The sequence below is a fragment of the Bacillus sp. AFS077874 genome (genome assembly GCF_002566505.1).
Classification (GTDB): Bacteria; Bacillota; Bacilli; order Bacillales; family Bacillaceae_G; genus Gottfriedia.
Window position 1 is genome coordinate 26,474 of sequence record NZ_NUYF01000054.1, and the last position, 25,182, is coordinate 51,655.

16 protein-coding genes and 1 pseudogene are annotated in these 25,182 nt (G+C 32.1%); 4 read left to right on the forward strand and 13 right to left on the reverse strand.

Going from position 1 to position 25,182, the window contains the following annotated elements:
- Positions 1 to 179: 179 nt before the first annotated feature.
- Together COJ46_RS22105 and COJ46_RS22110 are read left to right on the forward strand one after the other, a co-directional pair.
- Complete coding sequence (locus COJ46_RS22105) at positions 180 to 758, forward strand: recombinase family protein (protein WP_098566319.1); 579 nt, start codon at positions 180 to 182, stop codon at positions 756 to 758.
- A 204-nt stretch (positions 759 to 962) separates the two neighbouring features.
- Positions 963 to 1,583, forward strand: a complete 621-nt coding sequence (locus COJ46_RS22110) for a recombinase family protein (protein WP_098566320.1) — start codon at positions 963 to 965, stop codon at positions 1,581 to 1,583.
- A 573-nt stretch (positions 1,584 to 2,156) separates the two neighbouring features.
- Here the strand turns inward: COJ46_RS22110 and COJ46_RS22115 are convergent.
- Both COJ46_RS22115 and COJ46_RS22120 read right to left on the reverse strand, forming a co-directional pair.
- On the reverse strand, positions 2,157 to 2,594 hold the full coding sequence (locus tag COJ46_RS22115) for a hypothetical protein (protein WP_098566321.1): 438 nt from the start codon (positions 2,592 to 2,594) through the stop codon (positions 2,157 to 2,159).
- 111 nt (positions 2,595 to 2,705) lie between these two features.
- A complete protein-coding gene (locus COJ46_RS22120) occupies positions 2,706 to 9,704 on the reverse strand; it encodes a DNRLRE domain-containing protein (RefSeq protein WP_176527974.1) in 6,999 nt (2,332 codons plus the stop codon).
- 355 nt (positions 9,705 to 10,059) lie between these two features.
- On the opposite strand from COJ46_RS22120, the pseudogene COJ46_RS22125 reads away from it, so the two are divergent.
- A pseudogene (locus COJ46_RS22125) lies at positions 10,060 to 10,391 on the forward strand (recombinase family protein); the annotation flags it as partial.
- 1,142 nt (positions 10,392 to 11,533) lie between these two features.
- Here COJ46_RS22125 and COJ46_RS22130 read toward each other — a convergent pair.
- Complete coding sequence (locus tag COJ46_RS22130) at positions 11,534 to 12,418, reverse strand: hypothetical protein (protein WP_098566323.1); 885 nt, start codon at positions 12,416 to 12,418, stop codon at positions 11,534 to 11,536.
- 894 nt (positions 12,419 to 13,312) lie between these two features.
- Here COJ46_RS22130 and COJ46_RS22135 point away from each other — a divergent pair.
- Entirely contained in the window at positions 13,313 to 13,534 is a 222-nt protein-coding gene (locus COJ46_RS22135; protein WP_098566324.1) for a hypothetical protein, read from the forward strand.
- Between the two features lie 446 nt (positions 13,535 to 13,980).
- Here the strand turns inward: COJ46_RS22135 and COJ46_RS22140 are convergent, their stop codons facing one another.
- From COJ46_RS22140 to COJ46_RS22185, 10 genes are all read right to left on the reverse strand, one after another.
- Entirely contained in the window at positions 13,981 to 16,143 is a 2,163-nt protein-coding gene (locus COJ46_RS22140; protein WP_098566325.1) for a type IA DNA topoisomerase, read from the reverse strand.
- A gap of 100 nt (positions 16,144 to 16,243) precedes the next feature.
- The gene (locus COJ46_RS22145) at positions 16,244 to 17,227 is read right to left on the reverse strand and encodes a toprim domain-containing protein (protein ID WP_098566343.1); all 984 of its coding nucleotides are present in this window, start codon (positions 17,225 to 17,227) and stop codon (positions 16,244 to 16,246) included.
- An 11-nt stretch (positions 17,228 to 17,238) separates the two neighbouring features.
- A complete protein-coding gene (locus COJ46_RS22150) occupies positions 17,239 to 19,674 on the reverse strand; it encodes an LPD25 domain-containing protein (protein WP_098566326.1) in 2,436 nt (811 codons plus the stop codon).
- Between the two features lie 25 nt (positions 19,675 to 19,699).
- Positions 19,700 to 19,966 carry a hypothetical protein gene (locus COJ46_RS22155; protein ID WP_098566327.1) on the reverse strand — a complete coding sequence of 89 codons (267 nt, stop codon included), beginning with the start codon at positions 19,964 to 19,966 and terminating at the stop codon, positions 19,700 to 19,702.
- Positions 19,963 to 20,424, reverse strand: coding sequence for a hypothetical protein (locus COJ46_RS22160; RefSeq protein WP_098566328.1), 462 nt, complete (start codon positions 20,422 to 20,424; stop codon positions 19,963 to 19,965). The genes COJ46_RS22155 and COJ46_RS22160 overlap by 4 nt, the downstream gene beginning before the upstream one ends.
- Before the next feature lie 9 nt (positions 20,425 to 20,433).
- Positions 20,434 to 22,074: a MobP2 family relaxase gene (mobP2, locus tag COJ46_RS22165; RefSeq protein ID WP_176527975.1), complete on the reverse strand. Its 1,641-nt coding sequence runs from the start codon at positions 22,072 to 22,074 to the stop codon at positions 20,434 to 20,436.
- A 7-nt stretch (positions 22,075 to 22,081) separates the two neighbouring features.
- Complete coding sequence (locus COJ46_RS22170; RefSeq protein WP_091024467.1) at positions 22,082 to 22,330, reverse strand: hypothetical protein; 249 nt, start codon at positions 22,328 to 22,330, stop codon at positions 22,082 to 22,084.
- 277 nt (positions 22,331 to 22,607) lie between these two features.
- Positions 22,608 to 23,468, reverse strand: a complete 861-nt coding sequence (locus tag COJ46_RS22175; RefSeq protein WP_098566329.1) for a hypothetical protein — start codon at positions 23,466 to 23,468, stop codon at positions 22,608 to 22,610.
- A 19-nt stretch (positions 23,469 to 23,487) separates the two neighbouring features.
- Positions 23,488 to 24,063 carry a hypothetical protein gene (locus COJ46_RS22180; RefSeq protein ID WP_098566330.1) on the reverse strand — a complete coding sequence of 192 codons (576 nt, stop codon included), beginning with the start codon at positions 24,061 to 24,063 and terminating at the stop codon, positions 23,488 to 23,490.
- Positions 24,064 to 24,073: 10 nt separating this feature from the next.
- On the reverse strand, positions 24,074 to 25,180 hold the full coding sequence (locus COJ46_RS22185; protein WP_098566331.1) for a bifunctional lytic transglycosylase/C40 family peptidase: 1,107 nt from the start codon (positions 25,178 to 25,180) through the stop codon (positions 24,074 to 24,076).
- Between the last annotated feature and the right edge of the window lie 2 nt (positions 25,181 to 25,182).

Genomic DNA, 25,182 nt, shown 5'->3' on the forward strand with positions numbered 1-25,182 from the left:
AATTATTATAAAAATTTTACCATTAAATAAATTTCATTACAAAAATACTAAGAGTAGAACAAATAATAACTATCAATTAAGTATACCCTATCGATAGTTTGATAGATTGTTGATTTTACTGTAAAATCTAACTATCATATACACTTGTCTTTTGATTTTGAAATTTTGGAGGGATTTTTATGATTTTTGGTTATGCACGTGTTTCAGCCTTTGATCAAAACTTAGATTCTCAAATCGAGCAACTAAGAAATGCAAAAGTAGATCGAATTGTTCAAGAGAAAGTTTCTGGAGTAAAAGAACAAAAAGAAGAATTAGATCAACTTCTTAATCAATTAGTTAAGGGCGACACATTAGTAGTAACAAGAATGGATCGTCTTGGCAGAAATACAAAACAATTATTAGAGTTAACTGAAGAGTTAGAAAAACGTGGTATACATTTGGTTATATTAAATTTAGGAATCGATACAAGAACTCCTTCAGGAAAATTTATCTTAACAGTTATGTCAGCATTCAGTGAACTAGATAGAACGATGATTAAAGAAAAGCAACAAGCTGGCATTTTGATTGCCAAAAGAAAAGGTATATATAAAGGAAGAAAACAGAAATTTGGATTAAAACATGACGGCGTAAAACATGCAATGGAATTACATGAAACAACTAATAAAACTGTTAAAGAAATCTGCAAAATTACAAATATAAGCGAAGCAACCTTTTATCGTAGATGGAGTGAACACAAAAAGTCTAGTGGAAAAAATTAGATCATTTACTATATTTATTTGGTAGATCAACAGTTTCTTAAAATTGTACACTTAAACGAACGACCTTGAAATACTCGTAATCTATTAAATAATTCGTTCATAATTCTATAAAACGCACTTTTTGAACGTTCTATGAAATTTAATAGATTTACGAACTTTTTTTGGTATAATTTAGTTATAAAATACTTAAAACGGAGAAAAACAATGGATAGTCGAAAATTTGGATACATTCGAGTGAGTAGTAAAGATCAAAATGAACAAAGACAACTGGATTCCATGAGACAACTAGGCATTGATGACCGAGACCTTTTTATTGACCAACAAAGTGGTAAAAATTTTAATCGTGAACAATATCAGTTGTTGAAACGGATCTTAAGAAAAGGAGACATCCTTTATATTCATTCCCTCGACCGATTCGGAAGAAATAAAGAAGGCATTTTGGAGGAATGGAACGACATAACCAAAAATATTCAAGCTGACATTGTTGTCTTAGATATGCCATTGTTAGATACAACTCAATATAAGGATAGTTTGGGTACATTTATCGCAGATCTTGTTTTACAGATTCTCTCTTGGATGGCTGAAGAAGAACGGGAAAGAATACGAAAACGCCAACGAGAAGGAATTGATGCTGCTCTACGAAATGGAGTTAAATTCGGGAGACCAACTATTCAATTTAGTAATGAATTTGAAAATGTATATCAAAGATGGAAGTCGAAGGAAATTACAGGGGTTGCTGCAATGAAAGAAATAGGAATGAAGAAAACGACTTTTTATAAACTCGTAAAAGAGTATGAAAATACAAAAAATGAGTTGCATATATAACTAGGAAGAAACTCGTCAAAATATAATCTGTCTTTTCAGTAAAACCATTGATGCTCTTTCAGTGAAAACGTTAAAAGGAATATCTCTTTCTTAATATAATACGACATGCTTGCTAACTAGTTTAATAAAAAAGAAACATCAACGATTTACAGCTAAGTATGAACTCTAACACCTTATATATGATGGGGAAAGATTGAAGAAAGAGAAATACTTCCAAAAGAAGAACGTAATTTCCTTTTAATTTTTCACAGATATTTAATACCCTTTTTTAAATAGGGCTTTTTAAAATTGTGTAATCTCAAATCAGGTTACTTTTTATATGGTATTTAGCGATAAGAAGAAATAAAAAAGCAATCACATCAAGTGATCGCTCTATTATTACTCAATAATAATATTTATTTGTTTAGTAGAATTTTAGCTATGATCGTTAAAACTATATAAATAATATTGATAACATTATTTATATAGTTTTTTACTTGTTTTTTTATGTAATATTAGACTTATAAGGAGCAGCGTCAGGAAAATCGCCCTTAACATTGTAAATCCGCATTTTCCAGACGCTACCCAAGTATTTCATTTTTTCCATTTTTCTAATTCTTGAACATCTTCTGTATTCCAATTATTTATCTTAATTTGCTTAATCAAACTATTTGTTGCTCGTAAGAGTGTTTTAGAAATTTCATCAAGACTACATTCAATTCTATAAAGAGATATTTTTTTATTAACAGTCTCACGTAAAAATTCTAATTCCACTAACTCTAAAGATTTTTTAGTAACTTTAACCATAAAAGGTCCATCCATAAAATCTAATTCATACGAACTTTGAATAGAAGCATTTTTTAAATACATAAACTCCTTATTCCACCAAGTTAAAATAACAACTACAAAATCTGTCCATTTTACCTCAGGGAAAACAAAATCACCAATTTGAAAATAAATTTCACCAATAATTGAATCGCTCTCATATTTATATAAGGAATTACTATTAATAATAATGTTAACTTTATTCATATTAATACCTCAGTTTATATTTTATTATTCATCAATAAGAATTAAAATTATTTTAAACTAAATTTATTCATTATTTGAGAAATAAATATCTCAAATATATTAGCCTATAACTTACTCAATTGGATATGCGGTCTCAATTGTTTTGGTTTTTGTATTTACCCACATATCAATTGTATATCCGCTACTTCTTCCTCTAACTTTTACCCTAATCCCTTGAGTTTTAATTTTTTTTCCATTTTTATAAGCCTTTCTAACTGCTTTTTTAATTTGCTTTTCACTCATATTTTGAAAAGTAGTTTTTTTGCCACTTTGCTTTGCCCTAATTCCCTCTGGTGTATGTCCACTTTCTACATGTATATCATCTATTTTAATTTTTTTGTATGAAGGTAAATTTATTGACTTGGTCGCACCTCTTGCTTTTCCACGAACTCCAAACAAACTATCACCAATATCACTTAACCCTACACCTTGTCCGCCACTAGCGTTTGCCCAATCATCATAGCCATCATGTTGAGCAGAATTTCCATCATAATCAAAAGACATTACGGGATTATTATTCGCATAATTATAACCATTTTGGGAAATAACATCAGTTTTATCTCCCATTACAGGATCTAGTGATAAAAATACGCCAGTTTCAGGCTGATAATACCTTGCAATCAGATAATACATTTTAATTTCTTTATCATATATATAACCTGCATATAAAAATGGATTATCACTAGCCAATCCTTGCGCATCCAATTTAATCACATTTCCCCATGCATCATACTCATATGATGCAACAATTTGGCCCGTCTGATCAGTTAATGAAATAACGTCTCCATGTGCATTGTAATGATAATAAAATAGTTGTCCCTGATTTTTCATCGCAAGACGTTGGCCACTGGATGAATAAACATAAGATCGTAAAACTACACCTGCACTGTCAGTTTCATATAATAGGTTGATACTATTTCCATCATAAAAATACTTAGTTGTTACACCATCAACTGTCTTCTCAATACGACGACTTTGCTCATCATATTTATAAGTCGCAAATGGTATACTTTCTCCGTTTTTCGTAACTGAAATTAGTTGACCTAGTGGATTCCACTCGTAACGATAATCTCCATCATCTGTACGATTACCATCAGCGTCATACTGAATTGGGTCATTTCCATATTCAGTTAATTGATTTTCCTTATTAAATTGGGAGTTTGTTTCGGTTGTTACACCGTCCTTAGTTACTTTCACGTTTGTACGATTACCAAAGCCATCGTAACTATATTCTCTTTTCGTTCCATCTGGAAGTTCTTCCGATGTTAATTGATTTAAAGAATCATATGTGTAAACAACTGCTTGATTGTTTGGTAAATTTACTTTTGTACGATTACCATTTGCATCGTACTCATATGATTCATCTAATAGGATTGAACCATTATCTAATTGAATTCGCTCTGTATCAATTAAATTCCTATTATCATATTGATAGGATGTACTCGAATTATTACCTGCAGTATAGGAACGCAAGTTTCCAAGTTCATCATAACTAAATAAAAATTTTTTGCCACCATTTGAAACAATTGAATTTTGATTCATATTGTTATACGAATAACTTGTTGTTTCAGACATTGGCCCTTGTTCAAATGTTGTACTTATTAATTTATCTGAATCAGATGGATACAACCAAGTTTGGACCGAGCTTGCCGTTCCTTGGGTTATGGTTTTTTTAGTAATACGGTTTTGAGTATCAATTACATCGTTTGTAGTTGTTCGATTTAATAGAGCGTCATCAACTTCTGTTTGATTTCCATTTCCATCGTACGTAAAATCATAATAGTTTATATGATTGTAAGCAATTGAAGTTATACGATTTGAACCATCATAAGTATTTGAAATCGTTGTACCACTTGGTAATGTTGATTCAATTAACCGACCATTATCATCGTACTTATTTGTTGTAGCATCATTTAATGGTCCAGTTGTTTTTACTAAATTACCATTGTCATCATAGTCAAAAAGGTAGATCTGACTAAGGTTATCTATTGAACTATTAATTGTTTTACTTGTTTGTAAACCTGCTTTATATTTGTAGTCGATAGTTGTGTGATTCGCAAGTGTTACATTATCTAGTTGATCTGCATTATCATAATGGAATTGTTTCACATTTTGACTCGGACTCGCATCTGTTACCTTTGTTTGATTTCCAAACGAATCATATTCAAATTTAGTTGAATAATTTGCTTGGTCAGTCGTTTGAATTAAGTAATTACCATCTGTATCATAGATTGATATTGTTTTATTTTTTCCTTTTATAATGCGAATACCATCAAACCATGCTGTACCTGTAAAGTTCCCTCCAAAAACAACTGACACATCAATTGTATTGATAGGTTTTGATGCTAATGCTGGGATATCTGCATATGCTCGATTCCATTCTTTTGTTCCATCTAAAAAGTTCGCATTAATAGTTGTGTTTGTTCCATCTGTGTAATTAATAACTGCTTTTAATGCATATTTCGTTGAGTCTTTCGTGCCACCAATTGGAACAACAACATTTGTTGCTTTAGATAATCCCGTTAAAGTTAGATCAATTGGTTGATCACCTGGTTTTTGTCCAATTAAAACCGTTTGTTTATACTCATTTGTAGGAGCAGTTGAACTTGAACGAACGATTTTTAATGAATTTGATGAATCAAACTTTTCAGTTGAATCAACGGTACCACCACTACCTGCCCACGATGTAAGTGAGTTTTCAAACCCTCCATTTTCAATTGGATTAAAGTTAGATTGAAACTCTGCCTTTTCCAATTGAACAGAATCAAACCACACGTCACCTTTACCATCAATAGAGCTATGATCTACTTCTAGTTTAACTTGAACTTTCGTTGTTCCAGTAGGCGTTTTAAAAGAAAAAGGTCTATTAATCCAATCTTGTTTTCCAGAAATATTAATTGTTCCAATTGTAGTTCCAATGCTCGTACCACTAGCATTAAAAAATTGGAATCGATAGATTGCTAACACATTTGATAAATCTGACTTAATATCTGAACTTAGAGTATATATTGTATTTTCTTTGATGTTTGAAACCGTTTGGTACAAGTATAAATATCCGGATGAAACTGATGTTGATTGTGGAGAAAATTTGATTGATTTATTTCCACTAATTCCGTTTTTCCCAATTGAATCAATACTTATCGTACCAGAATCATTTACAGGGGTGACGATTTTAGTCCAACCTGTCAAATCATTTTGGAAACTACCATTAGTTAATAAATTCGTTGCTGCACTTAAACTAGTACTAGTTTCAACTGCATTCCCATAGTTATCATATTTAGTATAGGATGCAATCGCATTTGTAATATCATTATCCGATACAGCATTCACGCCATCATAAACAGTCGTTGATTCTTTTGACTCTGTATCTGTATATGAAGTTTCATTATTTAAATCATCATATTCAAAATCTTCTGTACCATAGTGAGATGTAGCTGTATCTGTATTACCGTTCGCATCATATGTATAGGATTCAGTTGGTGCTATATCAACATCATTTGGATCATATGACTCTTTTAACCTATTACCTTCGTAATTATAAACTGTCGTTGTGTTTTTCCCACCAACATCTTCTTTTATTCTAGTTGGATTGGCATCTGCATTGTACCAATATTGATTGATTTTATCATTTGGGAATTGAACTTTTACAAAATTACCATCTGAATCAGAATCATAAGTTAGTTGATAGATTTTATCCATTGGATCAGTTATGGAAGCTACTTGATCATCTTGATATACGATATTAATAGTTGGCGTATTTGTTGAAATAACCGGTAATGATACTTTTGTCATTTTATTTTCAGTATCATACTCGTATTGCGTTGTTTCATTATTTGTATTAGTTACTTTTGACAGCAACATACCATTATACTCATAATTGATTGTACGACTCGAAAATAAACTTAACTGATTGATATGTGCTCCAACATTATATTGGATATCTACCACTTTTCGATTTGACGCATCAGATATAGATGTCAATTGATTATTAGTGTAATTAAATGATGTTTTAAGATGATTTCCATCTTCTATACTTTTAATATGACCAGTCGTCTTATCGAAAGTCTTTGTTATTTGACTATTATCTTTAAGTGAAAGTTCTGAGCCATTATCTGTTAATGTTAAATCAACGCCAGTTGGTGGTTGATATACTCCTTTTAAATCTTTTTCAAATGTTAAAAGTGTGCCATCTTCATCTACATAATGAGCTTCATTATTTATTAATGTAATCGATTCATCTAAGTTACTATGCCAGCCTACTCCAAATAATCCATTGATTGTTGACTGACTATTATAAGTTCGTTCAATTGTGATTCCTGGTCCTTTTCCACCTAATGAAAAATCATTTTCACTTCTGATATAGTTACCAGTTGCAGTATTAACACTACCACCAGGTACATCCACATATGACCAATAGTCTTGAATACCGAGGAATGGTACTGCTTCTCCAATTACTGTTCTAAAATATGTTGTTGAATATACAGTTTCTCCTTGGGTATTATATGCACTTATCCTAAAGTAATAGTATGGACTAGTTGCATAAGTTGTCCCATTTTTTGCATACAGTTTAGATGGTTCGAGAGGTAATTCTACACCACCATAATTAGGATCATCCGGGTTAGTCGGATGATGTAAATTTTTCATGCCACCATCAATTTCCGATTGACTCGGCCAAATTCCTTTATTTTGTGTGGTCCAACTATCTACATCCCCTACATCATAGGATTCATAATCTTTTCCATTGTAAACCCATACTTTATAACCTGTTGCTCCCGAAATCTTATCCCAACTCAAGTTTACGTATCCTGAGTTACTTTGACTTAAATTTGTATAAGCTCGTCCTGTTGGTGGATTAGGAACAGGGATTAACGGAATGTATGGATAGGATGCTGCAGGTTGTACCGTCTCACCATTAGCATTATATGGAACAATTTTTAATACATAATATCTTGGTTTATAATCTGGATTTGCTTTTTGATACACTAACGAAGGATCAATTGCTAGCTCATCACCAGATTTCGTATTGTCTAAATGTAAATCATAGCCTTCAGTTGGTTTAGGCCAATATTTTTTATCTTTTGTTGACCATGATGTTACATTTCCAATATCTAATGATTCGAATGCTTTTCCGTTATACATTAAGAACTTGTAACCAGTCGCACCTGTCACAGGCTTCCAACTTAAATCAATATATCCATTTGTCCCTCTAGTAAAACTATTAACAGAGGTCATTTCTGCAAATTTCAGATTTGGTATTGTCGGTTTAAATGGAGGATCCGATTGCGCACTTTCCCCTAATGGATAAATTGCTTTTATACGAAACCAATAATTTGTACTTGTTGGGTATTTATTTCCATTCTTTTTATATAGGGCTGATGGATCATTTGGTAGTTCTACTCCACCATCTGTACTGACATGATGCAATGTATAAATTCCACCTGCGATTTCGGATGGCGATGGCCAAATTTTCCTTCCTTTTGTACTCCAGCTTGTTACATTTCCAACAGGAAACTCATCATAATCATTCCCATTGAAAATTAACACTTTATAACCAGTAGCACCAGGAACAGCATCCCAATTTAGATCAACATATCCTGAATCAGTACTATCACCATATGAATAGGCTTTTCCAGTTGGTGAATCGGGTGTAGGGATTGTATAGTTAACAGATATGTATGGATTGTTATCAGAATTTGAAGTTGATATAATTTTTTTCCAATAAGATGATCCGTTTCCGTTTTCATGTAATTTGAGACCATAATTAGTTAAAGAACCATTTAACCAACTTTTTACAGTATTTGTAACATCAAAGTTTGCCCACTGACCTTCTCCTACAGTAGCAGTTGCTATATTTGTAGAACTTGGTTTCGTATTCCAAGTAACAGACGAGTTAGTCCATGATCCTGTAATACGATCTAACCAAATACCAGTTGCACTGGAAGAGGCACTATGTTCTACGTATGCATTAAAGGAAGCACTATTAATCGTTAAACCAGTTAGATTTGCTGGTAACCCTTGGTTTAAAAAGGCATAACAAGTACCGGTAGTACTATCATAATTACCAATTTTTAAGATATATGCACCTAGCCCAGAGTCCCATTTTGAAGACGAACTAGAATAATTTGTAGTTGGATAAGCGCTCATTACAAACGTATCTGATGAATCCGTTACAGAAGTTGTCGGATCAATAAATACTGGAAACACTCGATCAGGACTTGCTAACCAATCTGCGTCAGCATTTAACGTTAATTTGTACCCGCCTTCTATTTCTTCAATATCGTAGCTCACCTTATCAGATGTAACTGCTTCTCCAGAACCTTCATTAATATTCGAATCCGACATAAACGGTTTCGGCAATTCAAAAATCTTTTTATCATCGACATCTTTCATTTGAATATTGCCATTTTCATCAATGGTTGCTTTTAAATCAGTTTGAATTTTAAAAGTAAAAATATGATAACCATCGTATTGGTGTAAAACTAAATCTTCTTTTGTATTTTGATTAAAGGTGTAGTTTTGTAAATCGATTTGCGGAAAAACGCCTTCATGAACAATTTTGTTCGTATTTTCAACAAAATTGGCATCAACATCACTTGCGTTTAATGTTGTTTTATCTTCTCCCGCAGCCTGTAATATAGACAATGACATTGAATGCCCTTTATATGAAAAATTAGCGTATTTGCCATTTGACATTGTTTTAAGGAATTCAGTATCGATCGCAGTATTTTCTGTTGTTATGATATTTGTAGTTGTATTATCTTTTACCAAATCCGGAGAAATTTCTTCGAAGTTTGTTTCTCCTGGTTCTTTCATATTTACAGGTTCAAAGTAGACTTTTTCAGTGTATTTACCGTCGCCATTATAGAATGTCTTGGTATTAGCCGTACGCTCATCAATTAATTCTCCGACTTGTGGTTCAGTATCTTCAACTGAGTTTGTTTGAACTACTGTCTCATCAACTTTTTTCGTACTAGTTAATTCTTCACCAAATGCTTTTAATTGAATTGAACTCATAACTAAAACTGTTAACACAATCCTAATAAAGAAAAACCTTAGTGTATGTTTCTTCATGTGTATAGCCATCCTCTTATTCAATTTTGATATGTTCTAGATAGAAATTGACCAATTTTTTCTGAATCCCATATTCCTTTCATAATATTTTGAAAATAAATAAAATTATAAATTCGTTGCGTTTTTATTACAATATTTTTACTAAATATTATAAATTTTTAATACTATATCCAACTAATCAACTATAAATTTAGTAGTTTTTAAACAATTCAATATTACTATTTATTCGTTTTTTCTTAACATTAAAAGATCCGAGTTATTCTCGCATTAATATCAATTTTTCTAATCAATAAAAAAGCTTGTAGCCAAGTGGAATTATCCTCTTTGTCTATCAAGCTAAAGGTCACTTATATTTGATATGTCTATATTAGATACAACTCAATATAAAGATTATTTGGGTACATTATCGCTGATCTTGTTTTACAAATTCTTTCTTGGATGACCGAAGAAGAACGTGATAGAATTCGGAAGCGTCAACGTGAAGGAATCGATGCAGCACTTCAAAATGGAGTTAAATTCGGAAGACCAAAAACCAAACTAAATGAAGAATTTATTGAAATCTATAATCGATGGAAATCAGGGGAAATGACAGCTGTAAGAGCTATTAAAGAAATTGGTGTAAAAAAGACAACTTTTTATAAGCTTGTAAAGGAACATGAAGAGGAATTCAAAAAAGTCACGGTATAATAGGAAGAAACTCGTCAAAAAATAAGTTGTTTCAGTGCACTCCATTATTAATATCACACACTAATAGCTTTAATATGAAAAACTTGGTACGTGTAAACAAATTACGTACTCAATATTATTTTTGCTTATTAACCGTCAATATATTTTAAAGATGTTTTTATCCAAGTCTATTACTTGTTTATTTACGCCTAAAAACTCAAACAACTCTACAAAAGTAATTGCTGAACATTTTTTTATTATTATCTATCACAACATGGGGGGAGCTAGTCAGGTTATTTATTCCTTTATATATCAACCTTTTGGTTAGATAACGACAAAATGCATGTTTGAATACTCAGATTAAAAGGTACTTTATGATACATTTTAATCTGAGTATTTCTGATCTAAATGAAATACATCTAAAATGGATAATAATAAAAGAGCCTGTCCTGTAGAAGATTAGGTTCATGGTTCATTATATTAAATTTTATTTCTATACTGGTATCTAACTTTTAATCTTGATCTAAACCTTTTCAACGAAATATCCATACTATAATACTTCAATATTTTTTCAGTACATTCTTTTAAAGCCAATACAATAATTGAAGAAAATAATTGAATTTGGCTTTTTGGCTCATTGATCGCTAAAAAATCCGATTTAAACTCAAATTTTTTCAATGTGTTTGATACACTCAAAAGCTAATCTTAACAATAATGCTTAAGTGCTTGTTTAAGGTTTACCTTAAATGCAATTAATTATAATAAGACAAATATGACACTATTAAGGTGTATTTAAAAAGTTAGAATATATTCACAAATTAAAAAAAGAGACAATTCCTCCTCCCCCTCAAAGTATATAGGAACCTCAGTGGTGAAAATTAGATTACAGGGATTTACCAGAAGACATAGATGAAATGATTGAAAGTTTTAAAGGGAATTACGAAGTTCTTCAAGTATCAACTTTTTATAAAAATAGAAGTGATACACGATACGGTAGTGTTTATGTGGAAATGAGAATGAAGGACTAAATATAGTCCTTCACCTTTCTTTCTATTTTTTTGCAAGGGATTTTACGAACTTAATTATCGCATACCCAACCAAAGCTAAAAGTGCTAATGAGCCAAGTAAGCCTACTAAATTAAAGTTACCCATTGTTTTCCTCCTTAGAAGGCATATAAGTTAAAGCTTGAACTACTAGTTGTAACCGTAGTGTAAGCATTTGTATAAGTGTAAGCAACTAATACTGCTGAGTAATTTACAGTCTTATCTGTATAAAGTGTATTTGAAGTAGTTGTTGAACCAGATGTTGAACCCTCGTATACTTTACCAACACCACCACTACCAATTGCACCATAAGCAATATTTGTGATAGTATTTTTAAGTTTTGTAACACTTGAACCACCAGCATAAATAGATGACGTCACATTTCCTCTATATGAGTGGTTAATAAGACCGATAGTAGAATATAGTTTACCTGTAAACTTTACAGAAACTCCATTATATGTTTTCGTTTTAGAGAAAGAAGAAGAAGTAGTATCTGACATTGTATCGTATGAAGGCTCAACATCTAAATAATCGCTGTTTGGAGTTGAAAATTCATACCCATAAGCTGCAATAAATTCAGCATCAGCTGGAGAAAATTCTTCGCCTACTCCGTATATTTGATTGATGATTTGATATCTTTGTCTTTTAACATCATCTGTTAAATTATAGTTTTGTGGATATTGAACATTAAGTGGGTCAACAGGTGTAATCTCGGAAGTTGCTTCTGCTTCAGTAGCTGGTTCATAGAATGATGAAGTTGTTTCAACACCATTTAAAAACGTGTCTGTAGTTGTCATAACGCTAGCTGTTCCGTCTGAAGTAGGATTTGTGTAACTTTCTGAACTAATTGGCGTTAATTGTGTACCTAATGATTGAACATTATCCATAGTGTAAGATGATGAAGTTTCAGCAGCAAAAGCGTGTGTAGAAACAGTTGGGGTAGCGATTGCCATTGATAAGACGAAAGGTAAAGCTAGTTTCTTAGTAAAACGTGATAAGTTCATTTTTTCTTCCTCCGTTAATGTGAATTTGCAGCAATAAATACTACATTTAAAATTAGAATAAATTACAAATTTGATTATATCTAAAAATCGACAGTTGTAGTTTGGGGTAATTTTGCATATTTTTAAAAAATTCTAAAAATTTTATATTCAATAACTAGACTAAAGGGAGTTTTTGCATGTCGAAAAAAATAAGTATTTGTAGTTTTTATTTAACACTAATGGGTAATCATGTTTAATATAAAAGCTTTATATCGAAATTTGGGGTAATTTATCAAAAAAGCCCAAAAAAATATAAAATAAATTAAAATTATTTAAAAAAATGTTAATAATTAGTAAATTTTGTTGAAGTCTTTAATTTAATTTCGTATAATAAATTCACGGTATAATTTTAGTTTGAAGTTTTTCAAGCCAAAATTCTTTTTTTATGAATGCTAAAGAAACAAGCTATGTTTAGCTTGTTTCTTTAGTTTATAATTTTTTCTAATGTTACCAGAAGAAATAGATGAAATGATTACGAGTTTTTAAGTGAACTATGAGGGTATTTGCAAGTTTAGAGTTTATGTTGAAATGAAACTAAAAGAAGAGAAAATCGGTGCGCCGTTTTCCCTTCTTTTTTTTATTTGTAAAGTCCGTGTTTGTGTATATGAATCGTATCAGCTAGTAAAAAAGCCATTATTACTCCGTAATTTACACATATCAACCACAAAGGCATAAATGCCTTCTTTCTGAGGATAATTCTAAAATTTAATACTCTATTTTAGATATTAGTGTTGAAACTTAAATTCAGAATTAAGGGGTACTTGTTGGTTGCTGCACTATCATATAAAACCATCTTTATTCTCATGACCAATTCATAATAGTTTGATATATTAACAATAAAAGGTGGAGGTACTTATGAGTATTACAGTAAAAGTTTCTGATTTATTGAAAATAGCTACCAAATTGACCAAGGATGATATTGAATATGTTGAACTTGCTATCATAGAAAGTGAACTATTTGAGGGTGATGTTCTACCTGCCACGTTAAATTTTGATGCGTATGATGGTGAAGGTGGCGGAATTGATTATGAAAGTATAGAGGAAGTAAAAATTAGCGCAACATATAAATTTGATTAATCCGCAATTCATAAACATTTAACCTAATAACCTCTCAAGAAGGAGAGGATTTTCTATTTCTTTTATTAAAAAAGAACATCATTATGCAAATGAATACCATGAAATTATCTTGGATGGTCATGGTGAAGGTAAAACTAATATTTCTTGTGTTTCATATATATTCGATACTTGTCTAGTTTACATAAAGATTCTTAACGGAAGTTGCAAAAAAGCCAATCCCTTACGCATCAAGGGATCGGCTTTTTCTTTTTTTCTTACGATATACAGTTTTTTATACATCGTTAATATTTATGGGCTGCAGTATAATCTACCTTTAATTGATTCTCTGATTTTTGTATAAAATCCTGTATATTATTTCACTTGGAATTTATTTATAGAAATACAATTGACTTTACGTCCCCAAATCTGGGAGTACCGTTAATTTTCCTCATACTAATAAGTTTATACTACTTTTTTTGAGAAAAAAATTTCTGATTGTTGAATTCAAATTCAATCTTACCAACTTGATTCAGTTTTAAATAGGCGTCAAATTCTTTACCTGATTTTCCTTTTAATCCTTTAATTAGTCCTGTTTTCTTTCCATTTAATAACTTTTGAGCATTTGAAGTACTAATGGATTTTCCTAAAAATGTTCCAGGAATCAAAAACTTACAGCCATCTTTATATGTTGTGCAGCTATAAAATGTTTTTCGATGAACGATTGAACCTTTTTTGCATTTCGGACATTGACCAATCTCGTCTGCTTTTTGTACTGTTTCAATCCCATTATTAATGGAATCGGAATTAAGTTTTCCCGGAACTTCGTTAATTAAATTCGTTAAAAACTTTTCAATGTTTGATAAAAAGACATCTTGTGAACCTTCACCACTCCCGATTTTATGTAGATAACCTTCCCATTTTGCAGTCATCGAGGGACTTGATAACAAGTTTCCTTCAATTGATTGACATAGGATCTTCCCTTTTTCAGTCACACTAACCATGTTCTTTTTCACTTCAATATAACCATGTTTCTTAATTGTTTCGATGATTCCAGAACGAGTTGCTTCCGTTCCAAGCCCTTCCACTTCTTTTAAAATCTCCATTTCTTCTTCATTTTCAACTAATTTACCGCATGTTTTCATCATTGAAATCAATTCACCTTCTGTATAAGGTTTAGGTGCAGTAGTAGTTCCTTCTTTTAATTTCACAACACTTACTACTCTTTCATTTTTTTGAAATACTGGTAAGGCTTGTGAGCCTTCATTTTTCGTTTGATTCTCATTTTTTTCATCATTTTTAAATAATTCTTTCCAACCTTTACTTATTTCTATGTTGCCAGTCGTCTCAAATTCAAGATTTTTGACATCTGTCACGACTTTTGTCTCCTCACAAATGTAATCCGAATGGAACATCCCTAGTGTTGTTCTTAATACTTCAAAGTATATATTCTTTTCGTCTCCTGTTAAATCCTGTAAAGTACTTTCAGAAGGAATAGTTTTAGTTGGAATGATGGCGTAATGCTCCTGGACTTTCGAACCGTCAACATAACGTTTGTTTGGTACTTTTGAATAATCAAATTGTTGGCCAACAATCTTTTGATAGTTTTCTACATTTGAGACCAGATAATTGTATTCATTCTCTGTGATGAATTGCGTATCCGTTCTAGGATAAGTGACTAATTTCTTCTCATATAAAGATTGCATTGTTTTTAGAACATTCGCAGGACTCGTTTTCCACTTTTTATTCGCAGATGCTTGTAAAGTTGAAAGTGAATGTAATTTTGGTGACTTAGTACGCTTTTCATTTTTTGTGATAGACTTTACAAATCCTTCGTTTTGTCCTGAAATATGATGTTGATTTAATATTGCTTGTACTTCTTCTTTTTTCTCACTTTTAACCTTTGCCCTTCCCCTATAATTACCGTTGGCAACGGTAAAATCCCCTTCAATCTCATAGAAAGGCTTTGGCTTGAAGTTTTCAATTTCTAACTGTCGTTGATAGATTAGATACACTGTTGGACTTTGAACTCGGCCAATCGCCAAGCTATCTTTTAAACCTTTTTGTTGAAGCAATAACGTATATAAACGGCTGCCATTCATGCCAACCAACCAATCAGCAATTTGTCTGGTTTTTGCTTCGTTGTATAGTAGTAGATCCTTTTGATTATCATGTAAATTCGCAAACCCTTTTCTTACTTCATCAACTTCTAATGAATTGATCCATAACCGTTTGATTTGTTTGTTTTTAACACCTGTTAAGTTCAAAATTGAATTGAAAATGTTTGCTCCTTCGCGGTCTATGTCGCAAGAATTTATGATAGTATCTGCTTCTTTAAATAACTTTTTAACGGCGTTGAATTGTTCTGATTTTCCGTAAACTATTTTAAATTCATATTGTCCTGGAAGAATCGGTAAGGAGGATAAACTCCACTTTTTCCACTCCTGGTTATATTCTTCAGGTTGTTTTAGCTCAACTAAATGTCCAATTCCCCATGTAATAGTTGCTCCGTTTGGAAATGTGCTACATGAATTTAATTCGATGGATGTTTTCGTTTTATTTTTTACTGAAAAGGCCTCGGCGTAGGCTTTTGCTTGTGATGGTTTTTCGGCTAAAATGACCACTCTGCTCATTTATATTACTCCTTTTTTTATTAACTCTTACGGTACGTGATATTTTCTTTTAATAAGATAAAGAAAGACTAATTATAAAATGAAATCAGTCTTTCTATTTTCATCTTTCTAATACTAATTCGGTATTATTTTTCATGTTTAAATGCTTCATATTGGCTATTTTCATTTGCTTTTTTAATTGGTCATTCCAATCTTTCTCACTTGGAAGATCCACTTCAAGTACAGATGGCTTTACTAATTTCTTAATGGTTTCTATAAAGTTCAAACCAGCTTCATCATTATCAACCGCAAGTACCCATTTCTCAATGACATGTCCTTCTTTTTTGGCATCAATATGCGATTGAACGATGGTTTTAGGTTTTAATCCATCCATACTCACTAATCGTACATCCGTTAACTCTTTTTGCTTAATTGACCAGTATGAAAGCATATCAATTGGACTCTCAAACGCAATGATCTTAGTTGGGTTACCAATATCGATCGTAAATCCACTATGCTCTTTTCCATTCGGAAGTATTTGTTTGAAACTGCCTCTCTTATTATCCAGTTTGATTGTCCCTTGACGGTTAGCCCCTACTACTTCGCCTTTACCACCCTGTTCTTTCCACTTAAACACCACATTTTTCCGTTGATCCTGGACGATACATTCATTCTTTATTAACCAATCCACCAAGCGAGGATTGATTTTACGTTCATTTACTAAGTAGTTTTGTATTGCGTCTGTCTCTTTGACATCTAAAAAAGCAGGATACCGAAATGGTCCCTGCTTTTTGTTTTGTTCAATTCGACGTTGTTCTCGTGCTTGTTCATTGTATTTTAAGGTATTGATTTCGTGTACTGCTTCGACGAAATTCAAGTGATAATACATCATCGCAAATGAGATCGCTCCTACTCCCTTCTCTTGCTTGCTATTCCAATAATAGAGATTATCCTTAAAGACAAGCGAATCATGTTCCTGGTGACGATAATAACCGGCTCCACTCTCTTTCTTTAGCTGTTCGCCTTTTGCTTCTAAATAGTCAACTAAATGAATTTGTTTTGCGCTTAAAATCTCGTCTGATGAGACATATTTTGACGTTGCCACCAACTAATCCACTACCTTTCCATTTCATGTGCGAATGGTTTCGCAAATGATGTTTGTAGGTTATGATCCTTTAAAAGAGCTGATACCTTTTCTTCCATCTTTCCAACTGTAGTTTTTGTCATGACACCAGTAGACAGTAACGTTTCTTTTGACTGATAGTACGTGTTTTCGGCATTTAAACGGTCAAGAATCACCTCTTCTGTCAAAGGGCCTTTTTTTTCTTTTTGAAGCAATATAAGATACGTTGTGTAGTCTGTTTCTAACGTATGGATTTTCTCTTGATCTTTTTTGTGCAATTCATAATTAAAATTAGAAGTTGTTCTTTTACGAATATCATTTACGTCTTCTTTGGTGTAAAATTTTTCTTTCATGGCAATCTGAGTAAACTTATCAACCATCCATTCATTTTCTTCAGAACGAGTACTTCCATATGCACGAAGTCCTCTATTTATCTCAGTTGTCGCTTGTAAACTTTCAACTACATACTGTTCAATTTGATTTTTTACATGTTCTTTTGTTAAGACTGGACCAACTTCTCTATTTGCTTGTATCCCCCATTTAGACTGCATATACTCAAGATCTTTTTTGTGTGAAGGATGGTTCTTTAACTCATCAACAATCGATTTGAAAGATCCATCTCCGAAATCAATTCTGTCCATTGCTCTTACGATCATTTCACCAGTTTCATTAGGGTATAGGTAATGGACTCTCGTTTTTTCATACCCAAGATGATGTTTTGCTTCAAACTCAGCTTCTTGTAAGACCTTATCTAATTCTTTCAATGGCATTAATTGCTTCGTAATGACTGCTTCACTCCAAACAACATATCCCATTGGCTCTGTGATGTGTTTATCAGTGATGATAACTTTATCAGAACCGAGCATTCTTCCATCAAACTGATTAATTTGTTTAAGAATTTCCTTGTCATCTGTTAATTCGTACATACCTGGTTGATTAAAGAGATTGAGATAGTTTTGATCTGTAAAAACTCGCTGGATCTGTTCATCCGTCATATCCTTAATAGGAACTAACTCAGCTTTGGACATGTTATTTTGAACATAATAAAAATGACCATAACGTTCTCGAATTTCTTCAAGAGATAGGTCATTTTCATTTTGTACTTTATGGACTACTTTTTCTCCACCATACAGTAAGTAGGTTTCACAAAGCTCTTTATATAGTTTTGGTTCTTGAATGTAAATTTGTTTTGCGATGGATGAAAACGGCTGGTTCTCTTCCATTTTTGACATCATAAACGTTTGAGGTGTATAGATATTTCCCTTAACATCGATCACTTTATATTTTACAGATACATCAAAACATTCATTATTTTTCAGTCTAAAGGTACCATCTTCATTAATCGTTTTCTGTAGCTCCTGGTTAAACTGAAATAAGAAGTCATTCGCTTCTTTAAAGGTCATTTCTGTTCCTTGTTTTACTTCATTTATGTCTGAGTACTCAAAAACGACTTTCGGTTCTTGCGTTTCCTCTTTTTCCTGTCCTTGATTTCTTTCTTGTACTAACTTTGATTCGATTGTTTCAATAAACGAATGTGCAGTTTCCTTTACTTCATCTAACAAACGAATTTTATCTTCGAATTTTGATTCATCTTGAGTGTAGTAGTGAATGTATTTTAAGCTATATTCAGATGTATCTAGCCCTATGTATGAAGCTACTGTGAATGCAGTTAATTCTGCCTGAAATTCTCGTTCATGTTGATTATAGTCATTTCGCTTTTCCAAGGTATGAAGAACTGCATGAACTAGTTCATGTATCAAAGTCTTTACATTTTGTAGTTCACTGTTTCTAGGATTTAAGGCGACTTGTTTTAATTCGGAGTAACAAACACCCTTTGCTGCACCTAACTCTTCATATGGTGCAACAATTTTGATTCCGTTAGTTTCAGCAATTTTTTCTAATGCTTGATAGACTAAATCATAATCCTTTACTTTGCCCTCTAACCATCTATTTGGAAAAAGCTTTGGTAAATCCTCAGCCCTCGCATTTGTTTGCGCGATATCGAACACATGCGTAATAGTATAATTTAATTCTGTATAGACTTTGATTTTCTTTTCTTGAATCAATCGTTTTTCTTCTTCTGTTGCTTTACTAATTGGGATCTTCGGTCCATTTTTCTCACGTCTGAAATAGTCAAATTTCATTGGTTTGAAGATTTTAATGCCTTTTTCACCTTTGTTGACTGTGAATCCACTTTTCTTCCAAAATTGAAAATTCCCAACAGCTTCTGCCCCTGGGAATTGATTTTCGATTAACGCTGCATTTCGATTCGAAAAATTGTAGAATTTCGATTTAAATAGTAGGTACTCTTTTAATTGTTCAGATGAATGAAAATAGAAATCTACTTTTTTGTTCAATTGTTCTGTTAGATCATGTATCTCTTTTTGTCGTTCTTCAGAGGTTTTAGGTTGATACGCTTTTATCGCCATTTTTAACCATCCTTTCCATCTATTTTTAGATTACGCTACCCTCTTCATCAACTTCATAACTATCGTCGCCCTGTAATTCTTCTAAGTTCCATTCAGAAGGTATTAGTAAATCCTCTACTAATGTTTTTGAATTTTCATCAAATGGAATAATTAACTCATCTTCACTTAATAGTTTAAAATGTAACCATTTCACTTCATCTGGCGTTAATGGAATCACAAAATCTTCCTTTCCATTTGATAAGATTACCTCAGTTTCCCCTACCATTTTGACAATTCCTAATGATACTGTCATGTTATTGCCCCCTCCTTTTTTTGATATTTTTCTTCCCAATCAATTTTTCTTTGTCGTTTATTTTCAATTCTCTCTTGAACGATATTTTCAGCTGTTTTAATTGCAGCCATTTTTATATCTTCAGTTGTGATAATGTCAGGAATATCCTCATGATAGATTAATCCATTGAATAGTTCGATTAAGATTTGAGTATTTCGATCTGTATTGTTTGTCCCTAGTCTGACTCGCTTTAACTCTTCTCGTATATTTTGATTAATCGAATCCGTTAATATCGTCATGACAGATTTAGAAATATGATTAAGTGACCATTGTTCTCTTCTTAGCCGTTGATGATCTTTAATCAAAAATGCAACTGCATCTCCGTTAAATCCAATATTTTGTTCTCTTTTTATTTCTTCAATATAATCCATTGCATCTTCATTGAGTGATACTCTAAATTGTTTTTTTTCCTCTTTCATTCAATTACACTACCTTTCAAATTCAATTTCTTGTTGTAGACGTTGATATGCCATTTGATTCTTCCAATTTTTATATTCACTATTTAACATCCGATCAATGCCATACTTCAATTGATTTAAACAAGCATTTCTTTTCAAATTCTCTCTCTTTAAAGAACCTTTTTTAAGCGATTCTTCTAATTTTTTTTGGGCCCTATCATACTCTTTTATCTCTTGTAAAAAAGCATTTCCTAATCGTTTATATAGTTCATTTACGTTATTCTCCTTATAATTCTCATATCGTTTTGCATTTCCTTCTCCGTAAGTTTTTTTATAGACTTCAACTTCTTTATCTAATTTTTTGAGAAGATCTTGAAAGTCTTTCTTGTGATATTTTCCGATATATTCTTTTGATAATTTGTCTAACATTGGTATCACTTCTGATATCGATTGATAGCCATATGACCACTGTCTACGATCATTGGGAAGTCTTTTATAGATTGCGAGAAAATCTTTTTTAAAGGAACGATTCTTAAATGAAAAAGTACTGTCTTTCTTTTTTGAATCGACAATACTTTTTCGAATGATGTCATTAATTTTCGTTTGATGATGAGAACGATCCATTATATTGTTAATGACTTTTGATTTCATCGCGTCTAGTGATTTTAATTTCCGTTTCCCTCTTTCTTTCGTAGGTTCAGGTTGAACTGTTGCGATATGAACATGAAGATTTTGCGTGTTGTAATGAATGGCTGCTGACCAATATGATTTATCCTCCATGTTCTCTTTTTTTAACATCTCATTCATCGCTAGACGAACAACATCTTTCATTTTTTCTTCATCAACAACATGCGTCTTTGAATCATACAATCCATGTTCTTCTAACCATTTGTTGTCAAAACTAATAACATCTTGCCACATGATACTTCCTTTATCATGAGCGTTTTGAAAAATATTTTTAACTTCGAGTTTCTCTTTATCATCTAAATGATTTGTGTTACTCGTAAACAATGAAGACGTCTTTTCTGGGTTGCCCATATAGTCCATATAGGAATCAAAATGTTTTAAACGTTCGTTTGTTTGACCTACCACATTTACTTCTTTTTCAATTCGTTTTTCCAAGTAAAGAAGATAGTTTTGTTTCCGTGCGATTGTTTCATCTATTTTTACTTGTTTTGGTTTAACAAGCAGTCTAATCTGTTTTGTGGTTAACTCTAAAATTTTTTCTTCAATCGCAAAATCTTGTTCATACGATTTATGATTTTGAACTAATTGATTAAAGGTATCTTGTAGTTCTTTTTTCTCTCTAAAACTAAAAATTTCAGACTGAAAAGCAAATAGTTTTTGTACCGAGTTTAGATCATCCAAGTAGTCTTGATACTCATTGTATTGTTCTTTTTTAACTGACAGTTTATTGATTTTTTCTTTTTCACTTTTAACATTTTCTTTCAATCGCTCAATTAAAAATTCTTTCTCTTGAATAAATTTTTTTTGATTACTTTTTTGAAGAACAAGACTCTTTTGACTATAGCTCGAATAGTCTTCATACATTTCATTTCGCTTTGCTTCATCACGATCTACGTAATCAATATAGGTTTGAAAGGTGGTATTACTAGGTAACACAAATTTTGATTTCACGATTACACTTGCTGCACGATTCGTTGTTGCCATGTAGTCATCACTCTTCCATTAATTCAGTAATGATATTTCGTAAATGCCCAACTTCAAGACTCATCAATTCCATCATCTCAATATTTTTCACAATTAGTTGTTCATATCTTTTTTCACGTTCATCTACTTCAGGTGTTACTGCAATTTTAGTTAAGATTGAACATAATAATTTATCTCGTGAGATTGAACTTTTCTTTGCCATCTCATCAAATTTTTTCACAATCACTGGATCTAGATTTCTAATTTTTATTTCCATTTCTATACTCCTTTTTTGTTAATGAACTGAATAAGGCCAAACACTAAAACGGAAGAGAAAGAGCATAAGGAAAAACTGCCCCCAACATGGTTGTGAGACTAGGCAAAGCCTAGTGTTTTCTTGGGTACTCAAAAAATCGCGAAATAGGCGCTTTGTAGGCGTTTTTTTTTGCCCGATAGTCGCTTTATAGGCTCTTTCAAAATGCGAAATAGGCGCTTTATAGGCTTTTTTGAATTTTAGAAATTAAAGAGAAGAGAAGTAAAAATCACTTCTCATCTTACAATTTCCCACTTAAATTGCTCTCTCTTTTTTTCAATTCTAGCTTCTCAATTTTTTCATTTAATAACGTTATTTTTTCTTCAAACTGTTTCTTTTTTTCACTTAATTCATTGATTAATTGTTGGTATCCATCAATGATACTTTGCGTTTCTTCCTTCTCATCTTCTGTTTGATAGATGAGTTTCTCTTCATTGTTTTTGATCTCATTTTGAATCGTTTGTTGCTTTTTTTCTTCATTTTGGATATCATTTCTAGCCTTTTTAATTTGAAGATTTGTTTCTTCAATGAGCACATTAAATAGATAAACTTCATACTCTTTATCTGTTTTTACGTCAATTTTTTCTTGCTTTACTTTTCGTTGATCTGCGTAAAATGTTGTTAAAACTTGTTTATGTTTCTCCGATTTTTGATGACTAGTTTGTTCCATTTCATTAAACTCTTCATCCGTTTGTTTGATGACATCTAATGCTACTTGTTGAAATTCATTTGATAGTCCATAGATTTTTAAGAAGTAAACTTCATCAACATTAAACACCGTTTTTACTTGTAAACCATTCGAATTTCCGTTTCGTTGGAAGACATTAAATAGCACATCGTTCTCCAAATTTTTGATATCTTTCGTCAGAAGTGTGACTTCCATTTCGTTCTTAGACGGATCATACAACCATGATTGAATGATGACCGAACCACTACCTGGAATCGATAATTCTTCATTGATTGTTGTATTTCTAATTGGTATTTTTTCAGTAAAAATGAATTTTGAAGATAAAAAAAATGAGAATCCTAATGTCACAAAAAGTAGGATTCCCATAAAAAAAGATGATTTTTTTCGCAAGTTCACTCGATCTCGTTTAAACATCTACCTCTTCCTTTTCAGTTTACTTTGTTGAATCACTGACATCTTTAATGTTTGTCGCTATCCACTTCTCACCCATTTTTTGAAAAGAAACAACGACAATTAAATTTGTTTTATCGACATTTCCAGTCGCAACAACTTTCAATTGATGCGTAAACGTAACCATCACATCGACTTGATTTTGATTCGGTTTTAGTTCTTGAACATAATATCGTTCGTTTGAAATGCTTGTCTGAATTTGGTCCTGGTACGTTGTATCTGCCGGGAAAAATCGTTTCCATAATTCATTCGTCATGATATTTTTCGCAGCCATTCGGCGTTCAGAATACCCTTCTTTTTGTTGAATATAAGCTGAGTGAACAAATAATTTAGCATCTTCGATCATCGCTTGATAATGCTTTTCTCGACTAGTAGGAGAAAATAAAGTTACTTCTTCTTTCATTTTCATGTTTTTATTTTGAAGAGAAATATTCTGTTCTTTTAATTTAGATAGATTGCTATTTTCTTTCTGTTGATGAACAAAAAAGTATAAATTTATAGCTGTTAGAAAAATAAGTAAATAGAATCCTAGCCATTTTATTAGTTTAATAGTATCCATATTTCACATCCTAATTATCAAAATTGGCCACTCGACCATAAGCATATAAATGTGATTTCCAGTACGAATTAGTTAAATCAGTTTCACCTACTCCTACGCTATGAGTATCATACATTTTTCCATTTCCAATATAAATACCGACGTGTGTTACCGTTACACCAGCGTTATATGTTCCACTAAAAAAAACTAAGTCACCAGGTTTTAATTGAGCTTGTGTGATATTAGTTGAAGCTTTATATTGTTCATTTGCGGTACGTGGAAGATTCACATCAGCTTCTTTAAAAATCCATTGCATAAGAGAAGAACAGTCAAATCCTTCTTCCGGATTGTTACCTCCAAAGACATAAGGCATGCCTTCATATTTGTATGCTTCTGTTAAAACTAGCTTTAATTTTCCACTCGCATTTGCAAGTGCACTTCCATCATGTAAAGGTAAACTATCAAGTGCTGCAACACTCTTTGGATGATAATATTTTAATACTGCATCTACATATAAGGGATCTCCATAACAGGCTCCCGTTGGGACTGAATCACCTCGAACACAAGAATAATTCCCTGTGTATGCTAACTGACTATACATCATTTGCGAGAACTCAATCGCTAGTTCTTTCGAGTATTTACCACCGTTTTTTTCTTTTGCATAGTCAATAAAAGCTCCGCCAAAGTTGTAAGACTGAAGCCCTAGCAATACGTCTTGTCCTGCACTTTCCATTACATTTTTGAAATGTTTTACACCTTGTGTGATGGACGCTTGTGGTGAAGTAATACAGCCAATATAACCACACAAGCTCTCTGAAGATTGCATTGGATCACTTCCTCTACCAGCACTTTCTTGCATCATTAAGGCAAGAATTAGGTCTGTATATTGAGAGATTCCGTTGGCCATTGCTTCTCGGTAAATATCATCGCGATAACCATCTACTAATTCATTTAATGGCGCACTTCCAATCTCGAATCCTGTTGTATCGAATGTTATTCCGAAATCTGTTCCTTGTTGTGAAGTGTTGTTGACGAGTACAGTAAAAATCCCCATAATTAGCACGAGCAGGCTAACAATGAGGATCGTGGCACCATATACATAAAACTTTTTAGGAATTAAATTTAATATAAAGTGCATAG

Bases quoted from the DNA above. Each gene is read 5' to 3' on its own strand.
- COJ46_RS22105 (WP_098566319.1), top strand. From the start codon at position 180: ATGATTTTTGGTTATGCACGTGTTTCAGCCTTTGATCAAAACTTAGAT.
- COJ46_RS22110 (WP_098566320.1), top strand. From the start codon at position 963: ATGGATAGTCGAAAATTTGGATACATTCGAGTGAGTAGTAAAGATCAA.
- COJ46_RS22115 (WP_098566321.1), bottom strand. From the start codon at position 2,594: ATGAATAAAGTTAACATTATTATTAATAGTAATTCCTTATATAAATAT.
- COJ46_RS22120 (WP_176527974.1), bottom strand. From the start codon at position 9,704: ATGAAGAAACATACACTAAGGTTTTTCTTTATTAGGATTGTGTTAACA.
- COJ46_RS22130 (WP_098566323.1), bottom strand. From the start codon at position 12,418: ATGAACTTATCACGTTTTACTAAGAAACTAGCTTTACCTTTCGTCTTA.
- COJ46_RS22135 (WP_098566324.1), top strand. From the start codon at position 13,313: ATGAGTATTACAGTAAAAGTTTCTGATTTATTGAAAATAGCTACCAAA.
- COJ46_RS22140 (WP_098566325.1), bottom strand. From the start codon at position 16,143: ATGAGCAGAGTGGTCATTTTAGCCGAAAAACCATCACAAGCAAAAGCC.
- COJ46_RS22150 (WP_098566326.1), bottom strand. From the start codon at position 19,674: ATGGCGATAAAAGCGTATCAACCTAAAACCTCTGAAGAACGACAAAAA.
- COJ46_RS22155 (WP_098566327.1), bottom strand. From the start codon at position 19,966: ATGACAGTATCATTAGGAATTGTCAAAATGGTAGGGGAAACTGAGGTA.
- COJ46_RS22160 (WP_098566328.1), bottom strand. From the start codon at position 20,424: ATGAAAGAGGAAAAAAAACAATTTAGAGTATCACTCAATGAAGATGCA.
- mobP2 (WP_176527975.1), bottom strand. From the start codon at position 22,074: ATGGCAACAACGAATCGTGCAGCAAGTGTAATCGTGAAATCAAAATTT.
- COJ46_RS22170 (WP_091024467.1), bottom strand. From the start codon at position 22,330: ATGGAAATAAAAATTAGAAATCTAGATCCAGTGATTGTGAAAAAATTT.
- COJ46_RS22175 (WP_098566329.1), bottom strand. From the start codon at position 23,468: ATGTTTAAACGAGATCGAGTGAACTTGCGAAAAAAATCATCTTTTTTT.
- COJ46_RS22180 (WP_098566330.1), bottom strand. From the start codon at position 24,063: ATGGATACTATTAAACTAATAAAATGGCTAGGATTCTATTTACTTATT.
- COJ46_RS22185 (WP_098566331.1), bottom strand. From the start codon at position 25,180: ATGCACTTTATATTAAATTTAATTCCTAAAAAGTTTTATGTATATGGT.